The organism is Pseudonocardia sp. ICBG601 (assembly GCF_020496245.1).
The window spans coordinates 129073-140751 of the sequence record NZ_JAHLJA010000148.1; the positions used below are offsets into that span (position 1 = coordinate 129073).

11 protein-coding genes and 1 riboswitch are annotated in these 11679 nt (G+C 77.5%); of the genes, 8 read left to right on the plus strand and 3 right to left on the minus strand.

Annotation, left to right across the window (positions count from 1 at the left end; genetic code table 11):
- Positions 1 to 73 precede the first annotated feature (73 nt).
- Both KPL57_RS29680 and KPL57_RS29685 read left to right on the plus strand, forming a co-directional pair.
- The gene (locus KPL57_RS29680) at positions 74 to 1132 is read left to right on the plus strand and encodes a MoxR family ATPase (protein WP_226353989.1); all 1059 of its coding nucleotides are present in this window, start codon (positions 74 to 76) and stop codon (positions 1130 to 1132) included.
- Positions 1129 to 2661: a VWA domain-containing protein gene (locus KPL57_RS29685; protein WP_226353990.1), complete on the plus strand. Its 1533-nt coding sequence runs from the start codon at positions 1129 to 1131 to the stop codon at positions 2659 to 2661. Before KPL57_RS29680 ends, KPL57_RS29685 begins: the two co-directional genes overlap by 4 nt.
- A 19-nt stretch (positions 2662 to 2680) precedes the next feature.
- Here KPL57_RS29685 and KPL57_RS29690 read toward each other — a convergent pair whose 3' ends face one another.
- Positions 2681 to 3268, minus strand: a complete 588-nt coding sequence (locus KPL57_RS29690) for an NADPH-dependent FMN reductase (RefSeq protein ID WP_226353991.1) — start codon at positions 3266 to 3268, stop codon at positions 2681 to 2683.
- 42 nt (positions 3269 to 3310) lie between these two features.
- On the opposite strand from KPL57_RS29690, the gene KPL57_RS29695 reads away from it, so the two are divergent.
- The 4 genes from KPL57_RS29695 (at position 3311) to KPL57_RS29710 (ending at position 8124) form a co-directional block, all read left to right on the plus strand.
- On the plus strand, positions 3311 to 4879 hold the full coding sequence (locus tag KPL57_RS29695; RefSeq protein WP_226353992.1) for an ABC transporter substrate-binding protein: 1569 nt from the start codon (positions 3311 to 3313) through the stop codon (positions 4877 to 4879).
- A 76-nt stretch (positions 4880 to 4955) separates the two neighbouring features.
- Entirely contained in the window at positions 4956 to 5897 is a 942-nt protein-coding gene (locus KPL57_RS29700) for an ABC transporter permease (protein ID WP_308253051.1), read from the plus strand.
- The gene (locus KPL57_RS29705) at positions 5894 to 6700 is read left to right on the plus strand and encodes an ABC transporter permease subunit (RefSeq protein WP_226353993.1); all 807 of its coding nucleotides are present in this window, start codon (positions 5894 to 5896) and stop codon (positions 6698 to 6700) included. Before KPL57_RS29700 ends, KPL57_RS29705 begins: the two co-directional genes overlap by 4 nt.
- Positions 6697 to 8124, plus strand: a complete 1428-nt coding sequence (locus KPL57_RS29710) for an ABC transporter ATP-binding protein (RefSeq protein ID WP_226353994.1) — start codon at positions 6697 to 6699, stop codon at positions 8122 to 8124. The genes KPL57_RS29705 and KPL57_RS29710 overlap by 4 nt, the downstream gene beginning before the upstream one ends.
- Positions 8125 to 8152: 28 nt before the next feature.
- Here the strand turns inward: KPL57_RS29710 and KPL57_RS29715 are convergent, their stop codons facing one another.
- Entirely contained in the window at positions 8153 to 8515 is a 363-nt protein-coding gene (locus KPL57_RS29715) for a hypothetical protein (protein ID WP_226353995.1), read from the minus strand.
- Positions 8516 to 8635: 120 nt separating this feature from the next.
- Between KPL57_RS29715 and KPL57_RS29720 the strand changes: the two genes are divergently transcribed.
- Together KPL57_RS29720 and KPL57_RS29725 are read left to right on the plus strand one after the other, a co-directional pair.
- A complete protein-coding gene (locus KPL57_RS29720; protein WP_226353996.1) occupies positions 8636 to 9022 on the plus strand; it encodes a hypothetical protein in 387 nt (128 codons plus the stop codon).
- Positions 9019 to 10539, plus strand: a complete 1521-nt coding sequence (locus KPL57_RS29725; RefSeq protein WP_226353997.1) for an ABC transporter substrate-binding protein — start codon at positions 9019 to 9021, stop codon at positions 10537 to 10539. Before KPL57_RS29720 ends, KPL57_RS29725 begins: the two co-directional genes overlap by 4 nt.
- Here the strand turns inward: KPL57_RS29725 and KPL57_RS29730 are convergent, their stop codons facing one another.
- Positions 10540 to 11289: a trans-aconitate 2-methyltransferase gene (locus KPL57_RS29730; protein WP_226353998.1), complete on the minus strand. Its 750-nt coding sequence runs from the start codon at positions 11287 to 11289 to the stop codon at positions 10540 to 10542.
- Positions 11290 to 11458: 169 nt separating this feature from the next.
- A riboswitch (cobalamin riboswitch) is annotated at positions 11459 to 11663 on the plus strand.
- The last annotated feature ends 16 nt before the right edge of the window (positions 11664 to 11679 follow it).

Genomic DNA, 11679 nt, shown 5'->3' on the forward strand with positions numbered 1-11679 from the left:
AGCTCCCCGCCGCGCCCGGATCAGCCCCCGGGCGCGGCGGGTCCCTGTCCGTGCACACCCGCTGAGGAGACCGGTGTTCGACAGCCCCGAGACGCTGACCGAGGCCCTGGCCGGCGAGAACTACGTCATCGACCCCGAGTTCGCCGTGGTCGTGCACCTGGCCACCGCGCTGGAGCGGCCGCTGCTGCTGGAGGGCCCGGCCGGTGTCGGCAAGACCGAGCTGGCGAAGTCCCTGGCCGCGGCGAGCGGCCGGACCCTGATCCGCCTGCAGTGCTACGAGGGCCTCGACGACGGCCGGACCCTGTACGAGTGGGACTACGGCAAGCAGCTCATGCACGTCCAGATGCTGCGCGACCGCATCGGCGAGCTCCTGTCGGGCACCGCGACGATGGCCGAGGCCTCCGCCCGGCTGCGCGCCGAGGACACCGGTCTCTACACCGAGGACTTCCTGCTCCCCCGCCCGCTGCTGGAGGCGCTGCTGTCGCCCGAGCCGGTGGTGCTGCTCGTCGACGAGGTCGACCGCACCGAGGAGTCGATGGAGGCACTCCTGCTGGAGGTGCTGGCCGAACGCCAGGTGACGGTGCCCGAGATCGGGACCTTCACCGCCCGCTCGACGCCGTGGGTGGTCCTGACCTCCAACGACACCCGGGAGCTGTCCCCCGCGCTCAAGCGCCGCTGCCTGCACTTCGGGGTCGGCTTCCCGACGCCCGAACGCGAGACCGCGATCGTGTCCCGGCGCGCGCCCGCGGTGGCCGACGACGTCGTCGCCGACGTCGTCGAGCTCGCCCGGCGGCTGCGGGACCTCCCGCTGCGCAAGGCCCCCTCGATCTCGGAGGTGATCGACGCCGCCCGCGCCGCCGCCGTCCTCGGGTGCGGGTCGGCCGGGGAGGCCGCGAAGGTCCGGTCCGCGCTGCTCGCCGCCCTGCTCAAGTACGGCTCGGACCGCGAGCTGGCCCTCGCCCGGCTCGACGGCGACGACGGGGCGGGCGGCCCCGCGGCGGAGCCCCGGCCGGGCCGCCCGGCCGACACGACGTCCGGGGCGTTCGGGCGGGGACGCGCGGCCTCGTCGGCGGGCGGGGCGACCACCGGCGCCCGCGCACAGGCCGACCGGGCCCGGCGCGGCCTCCGATGAGCGGCCCGTCCCCCGGGAGCGTCGCGGCCCGGCTGCTCCCGGTCCTCGCCGCGGCGTTCTGCCGGGTGCTGCGCACCCGGCGGGTCCGGGTCTCGCCCGCCGAGTCGATCGAGGTCCACCGGGTGCTGGCGATGGTCGGGGGCGCCGACACCGACCGGCTGCGGGCGTCGCTGCGCGCGGTCACCGTCAAGTACGCCCACGAGCGCCCCGGGTTCGAGACGGCGTTCGACGCGTTCTTCGGCCTGCTCCCCGACGACGGGCCCCCCGGGCGGGGCGGCGGTCCCGGCCTGCGCGGGCCGGGCGCGGAGGGGCTGCCGGACGCCCTGGAGCTGGCCGAGGTGGGCGACGCACTCGGGCGCTCCGCCGACGACGACCCGTCCGCGGCCGAGGTCGGCGACCTGCTCGACGCCGAGGAGACCGAGAAGGGCTTCAACCCCCACCGCGACGACGACGACGTCTCGCTCGGCGGATCGGACAGGGACCTGTCGGTGTCCTCCGGCGAGGACCGGGGACGGCGCGGCACGACCTACACCGTCGACCTGGACCGGGCCGGTGCCGCCGTCGGGAGGGAGCTGACCTCCGGGGCGAGCACCCCGGTCTCGGGGTCGATCTCCTTCGACGACCCGGAGACCGTCCTGGCCTGGCTGGCCGCGTACGACCCGCACGACGTCTACGCCGACGGTCCGCCGGGCGAGGAGCTGTCGGCGGTCCAGCTCGACCGGCTCGTCGAGGCGATCACCGAGTTCGTGGGCCGGCTCGCCGACCGGGTCGGGGCCGGTGGGTCCCGGCGCCCGGACCCCGACGGCACCGGCCCCGACACGACGGGCTCCGCGGACATGGCGTCGGCCTGCCACGAGCTGCTGCACCGCATGCGGGGCGCCCCGCGGCGACGGCCGCGCGAGCACGCGCACGGCCCGCTCGACGCGCGGCACACGATGCGGCGCAGCATGCGCAGTGACGGCGTCCCGTTCCACCTGTACCACCGGACGCGGGTCCCGGACCGGGTCCGGCTGCTGGTCGTCGTCGACGTGTCGCTGTCGGTGCGGTCGATCACCGCGTTCGTGCTGCGGCTGGCCCGGACGCTGCACCGGCAGGCGTTCCGCTGCCGGGTGGTCGCCTTCACCGACTCCCCCGTCGAGGTCACCGACCTGCTGCTGCGGGCCCACGACGACCACGCGCTCGCCGCGGTCCTGGCCGCGCCCGGCATCGACCTGGACGCGAGCAGCGACTACGGCCGCGTCCTGCACGAGCTGAACGCGCGGCACCGCGACGCCGTGGACCGCCGCACCGCGGTGCTGGTCGTCGGCGACGGCCGGTCCAACGGCCTGCCCCCGGGCACCGCGGAGCTGGAGACCCTCGCCCGCCGGGCCCACCGGGTCGGGTGGATCACCCCGGAGCCCGAGCGGTACTGGGACCAGGCGTCGTGCGCGATGCGCGACTACGCCCGGGTGCTCGACCACGTGCTCGTCGCCCGCGACGCCGACGAGCTCCGCGCCGGGGCCGGGGAGCTCGGCCACGCCCTGTCCTGACCCGGTCCGGACGGGGCGGTCACCCCTCGCGCAGGGAGCGGCGCGGGATGTCCGGGGCGGCCGGTCCCGCGGCGCCGCGGGGCACCGCCCGCGCGAACGCGACGACGGCGTCGGCCAGGTCGTGCAGCCGCTCGCGGACGCCGTCGTCGGTGAGGTCGCCGCCGGTGAAGTGGGTGTTGTTCGCATACACCGCGCCGGGCACCGCCCAGGCCCGGAAGAACCCGACGAGCGGCTTGAGCTCGTGCTCGACCGCGAGGAAGTGGTGGTCGGTGCCCCCGGTCGCGACGAGCCCGACGGGCTTGCCCGCCAGTGCGTCGTTGGGGAGCACGTCGAACAGGTTCTTCAGCCGGCCGGTGTAGCTGCCGCGGTACATCGGGGTGCCGACGACGAGCGCGTCCGCCGCGACGACCCGGTCGATCACCGCGCGGGTGTCGCCGGTGTAGTCGGCGGGGTCGCGGCCGTCGGAGAAGACGACGTCGTGGTCGCGCAGGGCGAGCAGCTCCGCCGACACGCCGTCGTGCGCGGCGGCCCTGGCCACCGCCAGTTCCAGCAGCAGCGCGGTCTTCGACGGGTCGGACGGGCTGCCGGAGATCGCGAGGAGATCCATCCCGGCGACCCTAGCCGCCGCCCGACCCGGCACCCTGGTGTCGTGCAGCTGAGCCGTCGTTCGTTCCTGCGGGCCGCCGGCGCGTCCGCGGCGCTCGCGGGGATCCCGGCTCTGGCGGCGTGCGGCGCGCCGGCCGACGCGGCGTCGCCGCGGCTGGTCACCTCGTTCGCCGGGACCGGCCCGCTCGGGGCCCCCGACCCGCACCGGGTGTGGCGGCCGGTGGACCGGGCGCGGGCGGCCGCCGTCGCCGACACGCTGCTGGTGTGGGACCAGGACATGACCCCGCGCCCGCACCTGGCGGCCTCCGCGGCACCCGACCGGACGGGGACGCGCTGGCGGATCCGGCTGCGCGACGCCGTCGCCCACGACGGGCGGCCGCTGGCCCCGGCCGACGTGCTCGCGTCGCTGCGCCGGGTGCTCGACCCCGCGACCGGGGCGACGGCCGCGCCGATGCTCGCGCACCTGGACCTGACCGCCAGCCGCGCGGTGTCGGCGACCGAGGTGGAGCTCGTGCTGGGCCGTCCCGACTTCCTGTTCGCCCTGGCCCTGGCCGCGCCGGGGACCGGCATCGTGCGCGGCGGGCGGGGGGACGTGCCCGTCGGGACCGGCGCGTTCCGCTTCCTGCCCGGCTCGCCGGACGCCCTCTACCGGCACGACGGCCACTGGGCCGGCCGCCCGCCCGCGCCCGCGGTGGAGTTCCTGGTCGACGACGACGAGGAGAACCGTTACCAGTCCCTGGTGGACGGCTACGTGCACTGGGCGCACGACCTGTTCCCGCACAGCGCACGACGGCTGCTCGGGCGGACCGGGACGACCGTGCTGTCCGCACCGGGCTCGGTGACCCGGTTCCTCGACACCGGGCCCGGCCCGCTCGCCGACCCGCGGCTGCGCGAGGCGGTGCGGCTCGGGATCGACCGGGTGGAGCTGGTGCACGAGATCCTGCTGGACCTCGCGCAGCCCGGCGACGACCTGTTCGGGGCCGGGCTGGCCCACCACCCGGACGGGGTCGCGCCGGTGGTGCGCGACGTCGCGCGGGCCCGGGAGCTGGTCGTCGCGGCGGGGGCCGATGGGGCGCGGGTGCCGCTGTTCTTCGACCCGTTCGACCCGATGTCGCGGCCGACCGCCGACCTGGTCGTGGAGCAGCTGGCGGCGGTCGGGCTGCGGTGCGAGCCGCGCGAGCCGGAGCCGCCGGACGTCGAGCCGACCCCGGGCATCCGGTTCCGCCGTGCCGCGGCACAGCCGATCCCGCTCTACCTGCAGGCCGTGGCCGCGGTGCCCCGGGCACCCGGGGACGACACCGCGGGCGACACCGGGGACGACACCGCGACCGACGGCGCGGCCGGTCCCGGGACCGGCGGGGCCGCCGGGAGCGGGGACGCCGCGGGGGGCCGCCCCGACGTGCGGGCGCTGCTCGCCGTCGCCGCCCGGGCCCCGGACGAGGCGCGCCGGACCGACGCCCTGCGCCGCGCCCAGCTCCTGCTGCGCGACGACGCCACCGCCTGGTCGGTCGGGGACGAGCACGTCGGCGTCACCGCGGACCTGTCGGGCGTCGAGCCCGCCCGCCCGGACACCGGGACCTGGGCCCGGTTCCACCGCGCCCGCCTCGGCTGACCGCCTCCGGCGCGGCACTTGTCCCGGCCCCGACGACTGTGATCCTGTTCAGGTGACCAGGAGACGGAGGGGCGGAGTGCTGCGTGGCGTCGGCCGGTCCGGGCGGGCCGCCGTCGCGGCCGGGCAGCTGCTCGCCGCCGTCGTGGCGATCTTCGCGCTGACCACGCTGCTGCCCGGCGACGCCGCCGACGTCGTCCTGGGACCGGACGCCACCGACGAGCAGGTGGCGCGGCTGCGCGACGAGCTGGGGACCGGGCTCCCCGCGACCGAGCGGCTCGCCGGCTGGCTCGGCGGGCTCGTCACCGGGGACCTCGGCCGGTCGCTGGTGACCGGCCGTCCCGTCGTCGACGAGGTGGCGGGCCGGCTCGCGAGCACCGCGCTGCTCGCCGTGCCCGCGCTGGTCCTCACCGTCGCGCTGGCCGTCGCGATCGGCACCGCGGCCGGCCGGCGACCCGGCAGCACCCTCGACCGGGTCTCGACGGCGACGGTGTCCGCGCTGGCGGCCGCCCCGCAGTTCGCGACCGGGCTGCTGCTGGTCGGGCTGTTCTCGCTGCAGCTCGGGTGGCTCCCGGCGACCGCGGGCGGCGGGTCGCTGCTCACCCCGGCGGTGCTCGTGCTGCCGGTGGCCGTGCTGGTCCTCGCCCAGCTGGGCAGGCTGTCGCGACAGGTCCGCCAGGGCGTCCTGCAGACCGACCGGTCCCCGCACGTCACCCACCTGCGACGGCTGGGCCTGCCCGAGCGCGACGTGCTGCTGCGCCACGTGCTGCCCGGCGGGCTCGCGCCGTCGGTGCAGCAGCTCGCCCGGATCGTCGGCGGGACCCTGGGCGGGGTCGTCGTGGTCGAGTCGCTGTTCGCGCTGCCCGGGGTCGGGGCCGGGGTGGTCGACGCGGTGCAGAACCGCGACATCCCGCTCGTCCAGGGCTACGCGGTGCTCGCCGCGGTCGTCACGATCACGGTGAACCTGGCGGCCGACGCGACCGTCGCGCGGCTGAGCCCGGTGCGGGAGGAGCGGGCGTGATCCGGGTGCCGGTGGGGACTCTCATCGCGGCCGCGCTCGCCGGGGTACCGCTGCTGTGCGCACTCGCCGGGCCGTTCCTCGCACCGCTGCTGCCGGCCCCGGACGGCGCCGGCGCGCTGCTCCCGCCCGGGCCGGGGCATCCGCTGGGCACCGACGCGCTGGGCCGCGACGTGCTGACTCTCGCGCTGACCGGCGGCACCACCGTCGTCGCGCTCGCCGTCGGCACGCTGGTCCTGGCCTACGCAGCCGGGGTCCCGCTGGGGCTGCTGCTGGCCGCGTCGGGGCGACGGTGGGCGGTGCTGCTCACCCAGCGGGCCCTGGACGTGCTGCTGGTCCTGCCGTCGCTGCTGGTGCTGCTGGTCCTGGCCGGGACCGGGCGGCGCGGGGTCGGCCCGATGCTGGTCGCGACGGCGCTGCTGCAGCTGCCCGCGGTCGTCCGGGTGGTCCGCGGGGCCGCGGGGGCGCCGGCGCGGCGGGTGGCGCTGGAGACGATGACGCAGAACGGCGAGCGGTGGTGGCGGGTGCACCTCGTCGAGACCGGGCGGTTCGTCGCCGGACCGGTGCTCGTCGACGCCGGGACCCGCGGCGTGCTCGTGCTGACCGTGCTGACCGGCGCGAGCTTCCTCGGGGTCGGGCTGCCACCGGACACCGTCGACTGGTCGGTGGTGATCGAGCAGAACTCGTCGTCGCTGTTCCTCGCACCGTACGCGCTGCTGGTGCCGGCGGGTCTGCTCGTCGCGCTCGCCGCGGGGACGAACGTGCTGGTGGACCGGCTCGCGGACCGGACGGGGGCGGTCGTGTGAGCGCGCTGACGGTCCGCGGGCTGACCGCGCGCACCGCCGACGGGACGGTGCTCCTCGACGGCGTCGACCTGGACCTCGCGCCCGGCGCGGTGCTCGCCGTCGCCGGGCCGTCCGGGGCGGGGAAGTCGACGCTCGGGCTGGCGCTGCTCGGCGGGACCGCGACCGGGGTGGAGATCGCCGGGTCGGTCCGGGTCGGCGCGGCCGAGCTGCTCGGCGTCGGCCCGCGGGAGCTGCGGGCGCGCCGGGCCGGGCGGGTCGGGTACCTGCCCCAGCACCCGGGCCAGGTCCTGGACCCGGTGCGCAGGGTCGGACCGGTCCTCGACGAGCTCGCCGCCACCGTGCACGGCCGCGGGCGACGGCACCGGGCCGCCCGGGCCCGGGCGGTCGCCGAGGCGTGCGAGCGGGCCGGGCTCGGCGCCGAGCCGCACCTGCTCCGCCGCCACCCGCACCGGCTCTCCGGGGGTCAGCAGCAGCGGGTCGCGCTCGCCGGGACGCTGGTGACCGGCCCGGACGTCGTCGTGCTCGACGAGCCGACCACCGGGCTCGACCCGGCCGCCACCCGCGCGGTGACCGACCGGCTCGCGGCGCTGGCCGCGGGTTCGACGGCGCTGGTGCTGCTCACCCACGACCTCGACGTGGTCCGCAGGCTCGCCGCCGCCGTCCCGGTGACGCTGCTGGAGCTGGCCGCGGGCCGGGTCGTGCGCACCGGCCCGGCCGCCGCGCTGCTCGGTGCACCCGTCCCGACCGCGCCCCCGCCACCACCGGCGGCGGTCGGGGCGCTGCTCGAGGTGACGGACCTGGGGGTCCGGGCCGCGGGCGGGGCGCAGCTGCTGTCCGGGGTGGACCTCGCCGTCGGGCGGGGCGGGTTCGTCGCGCTGACCGGGCCGTCGGGGGCGGGCAAGACGACGCTCGGCCGGGCCCTGGCCGGGCTGACCCCCTGCTCGGGGACCGTCCGCGTCGGCGGCCGGGACCCGGCGGGCGACCGGCGCGCCGTGCAGTACGTCCACCAGGACTGCCGGTCCGCCCTTCTCGACCACCGCCCGGTCCTGGACCAGGTCGCGCGGCCGGCCGTGCTGCTGCGCGGGCGGTCCCCGGCCGACGCCCGGGCCGCCGCCGTCGCGCTGCTGGAGCGGCTCGGGGTCCCCGCCGCGACGGCCGCGCGCCGCCCGGGCGGGCTGTCCGGCGGTCAGCTCCAGCGCGCCTCGGTGGCGCGGGCCCTGCTCGCCGGGCCCGCGGTGCTGGTGGCCGACGAGGCCACCTCGGCGCTGGACGGCGGGCACCGCGCGCTGCTGCTCGCCGAGCTGCGGCGCTCCTGCCGCGAGGACGGCACCGCGGTGCTGCTGATCAGCCACGACCCGGTCGCCGTCGCGTCGGCGGACCGGGTCGTGACGCTCCTCGACGGCCGGGTGGCCGCGGCACCGTAGCCGGTCCCGGCCGGCTGAGCCGGACCGCTCAGGCGCCCGCGTGCTCGCGCAGCAGCTGCGCGGTCTCCCGGGTGATCTCGGCGTGCAGCCGGCAGTGCTCGTGGTGGTCGGCGTGCGCGCCGCAGGCGGCCGAGCTGGCCTCGCAGGCGAGCGCGGCGGCCGACGCGGCGGCCTCGCCGACCGCCTTGTCCCCGGTCCGGCGGCCGAGCACGCTCGCGGCCGCGGTACAGAGGTCGGCGGCGTCGAGGGCGAGGAGCACCTCGGTCTCCATGCCGCCGGAGGCGACCATGGCCGAGGCACAGGCGGTGCTCGCGCGGGCGGCGTCGTGCAGCTTCTCGACGACGGTGGCCGGGGTGGCGACGCCGGCGGCCTCGAGGACGTGGTGGCTCATGGGGATCTCCTGGTGTCCGGGGTGTGGGACCGGAGGGTTCCCGCGTGGCGGTGGCCGCACTCACCTGATCGTCGACCTCTACGTCTGAACAACCCGTCATACGTCACGTAGGGTCGGATCATGTCTGCGCTGTCCGCCGTCACCGTCTGCCGGGGGTGCTGCTGCGGCTCCGGTCGCAAGCACCCGGGCCTGGACCGGCCCCACCACGACAGGCTGCTCGACCGGCTCACCCGGGGCACCGAGGGCCACGCGCGGCTGCGGACCAGCGAGTGCCTGGGCCCGTGTGCCGACTCCGACGTCGTCGTGGTCGGACCCACCCCGGCCGCGCGACGGGCCGGTGCGCGGCCCGTGTGGCTGCGTGCGGTCCTGGACGCGGCGACGACCGACGCCGTCGCCGACTGGGTCCGCGCGGGCGGGCCGGGTACGGCGCCGCGCCCGGCCGTCCTCGACGGGCACGTGTTCGCCCCCGGCCTGCGCGCCTCGGACACCGGGCGGGCCGCCGGATGACCCCGCCCGAGCTGTCCCGGCGCCGGGTGCTGACCGGCGCGCTCGGCGTCGCCGCGCTCGCCCTCACCGGCTGCTCCGGCGGCGGGACGGGCGAGGAGCGGCTGCGGGTCGCCTTCGCGACCGGTGGCTCGCGCGAGTCGCTGGACCCGCACGTCCTGCCGCTCTACGTCGACCAGGCCCGGGCCAAGGCGTGCTTCGACACCCTCACCGGGTGGTCGCAGGACATGACCCCCGAGCCGCGGCTGGCCGAGTCCTGGGAGAGCGACGCGACCGGGCGGCGGTGGCGGATCCGGCTGCGCGCGGCCCGCTTCCACGACGGCTCCCCGCTCACCGCCGACGACGTGCTCGCCACCCTGGCCCGCATCACCGACCCGGCGACCACCGCGATCGCCGCGACCCTGTTCCGCGACCTCGACGCGGCCGCCTCGCGGGCGGTGTCGCCGACCCAGGTCGAGCTGGTGCTGACCCGGCCGAACACGCTGTTCCCGCTGGCCTGGGGCGCGCCCGGCACCGAGATCGTCAAGGCCGGGACGACGTCGTTCGACCGTCCGAACGGGACGGGGCCGTTCCGGCTCGCGTCGTTCACCCCGGGCGGGTCCACCGTCTACACCGCGTCGGAGGACCACTGGGACGGCGCGCCCGGCGTGCGTGAGCTGGAGTTCCTGCCCGTCGACGACGAGGCCGCCCGGATCGGCGCCCTGCTGTCCGGCCAGGTGCACTACGCCCACGACCTCACCCCCACCGGCGCCGCCCGGCTCGACGGCGAGCAGCGCGCCTCGGCGCTGTCCGCGCCGGCCTCGGCGAGCCAGTTCCTGGTGATGCGGGTGGACCGGGCACCGTTCTCCGACCCGCGGCTGCGCGAGGCGGTGCGGCTGGGCATCGACCGCGAGGAGCTCGTGCGGGTCGTGCTGCTCGGGCGCGGCCGGGTCGGCGACGACATGTTCGGCCAGGGGCTGCGCTACCACCCGGCGGGGGTGGGCCCGGTGGCGCGCGACGTCGCGCGGGCCCGCGCGCTCGTCACCGAGGCCGGGGCGCAGGGGGCGGCGATCGAGCTGCAGACCAGCGGCGCCGACCCGACCTTCGACGCCGCCACCGCGCTCGTCGCGCGCCAGCTCGGCGAGGTCGGGCTGCGGGTCACAGCGCGGCCGCTGCCGTCGTCGGGCTACTTCCGGGCCATCCGGCAGCAGGGCGTGTTCTCCCAGAACAGCACCGGCTCGCTGCCGATCCCGGACTACATCGGACGCCGGATGCTGACCAGCACCCCGACCTACGACTTCACCGGCTACCGCAGCCCCGAGATCGACCGCCTCTACTACGCCGCCGTCGCCACCACCGACGACGCCGCGCGCACCGACGCGTTCGCCCGGATCCTGGGTCTGCTGCGCGCCGACTCGGGCGCCCTGGTGTGGGGTGTGCGGGACTGGAACGTCGGCGTGGCGGCCGGGCTCACCGGACTGGAGGCGGCCCGGCCGAACACGTTCGCCTGGGCGAACTTCGCGCGCGCCCGGCTCGGGTGATCAGCGGATCGCGACCAGGGTGCGCCGGTCGAAGGTCTGGGTGAGCGTCCCGACCTCGGCGAACCCGGCGCCGGACAGCGCCTGCTCCCAGGCCGGCAGCGACGACCCACCGGTGACCCGGCCGGCGAAGCGGCGCTCCCGCTCGGCGAACCCCTCGGCCAGGGCCGGCTCGTCGGCGAGCGCGTCCCACCAGGTCCGGAAGTCCTCGCCGGTGGCCAGTCCCCGGTCGGTGCGCTCGACCCGCAGGGCCCGGGTCAACTCGGCCAGGCGCGGCTGCTCCGGGTCGGCGAGCACGGTGTCGACGTTCACGAACACCCCGCCGGGGCGCAGCACGGACGCGAGGCGCTGCGCGAGCCCGGGGAGCGCGGGCTCGGGCAGCCAGTGCAGGGCGGTGGCCGAGACGGCCGCGTCGAACGGCCCGCCGCCGACGGCGTCGGTCCACCCGGGACGCGAGAGGTCGGCGTCGACCCAGTGGACGCGCTCGCCGGTGGTCCGCCGGGCCAGCTCCAGCATGACCGGGTCGACGTCGACGCCGACCACCTCGGCACCGGTCCAGCGCGCCGCCGCGCGGGCCGCGAACGACCCGGGCCCGCAGGCGAGGTCGAGCAGCCGGGCGGGGGTGCCGGCGAGCCGGTCGACGACGTCGAGCGCCAGCGCGAACAGTTCCTCGCGGTCGGGGATGTAGCGCTCCTGCTGGGCGTCCCACCGGCGCAGCCAGTGCTCGGCGTCGAGGTCCGTTCCGGTGGTCATCGCACTCTCCTGCACAGCGGTGGCAACAGTGCGGCCGACGGTATCCGCGCGGACCCGCCGAACGGAAGGGACCGCCGGGCCCGTGACCGGCGACGTTCACCGTGCGTGACTCAACGGTCGTCGAAACCGGAACCGATAGGGGGGTCGATCGCGTCCGGACCCCAGATGTAGTGTCCGGGGCGCTGGTGGTTCACCGGTCCGCACGGGCCGGTGAGGCAAGAGGGAACCCGGTGGGAATCCGGGACTGCCCCGCAGCGGTGAACGGGAACGACCGCCGTCAACAGCACTGGGAGCTCCTCCCGGGAAGCGACGGCCAGTAGGTCTGAGCAGTGCGCCCGTGAGTCCGAAGACCTGCCACCGGTGCGCGTGCCGACCGGTGCGCGCTGCTCC

Coding starts and splice junctions, on each gene's coding strand:
- KPL57_RS29685 (WP_226353990.1), top strand. CDS start 1,129: ATGAGCGGCCCGTCCCCCGGGAGCGTCGCGGCCCGGCTGCTCCCGGTC.
- KPL57_RS29690 (WP_226353991.1), bottom strand. CDS start 3,268: ATGGATCTCCTCGCGATCTCCGGCAGCCCGTCCGACCCGTCGAAGACC.
- KPL57_RS29715 (WP_226353995.1), bottom strand. CDS start 8,515: ATGAGCCACCACGTCCTCGAGGCCGCCGGCGTCGCCACCCCGGCCACC.
- KPL57_RS29720 (WP_226353996.1), top strand. CDS start 8,636: ATGTCTGCGCTGTCCGCCGTCACCGTCTGCCGGGGGTGCTGCTGCGGC.
- KPL57_RS29725 (WP_226353997.1), top strand. CDS start 9,019: ATGACCCCGCCCGAGCTGTCCCGGCGCCGGGTGCTGACCGGCGCGCTC.
- KPL57_RS29730 (WP_226353998.1), bottom strand. CDS start 11,289: ATGACCACCGGAACGGACCTCGACGCCGAGCACTGGCTGCGCCGGTGG.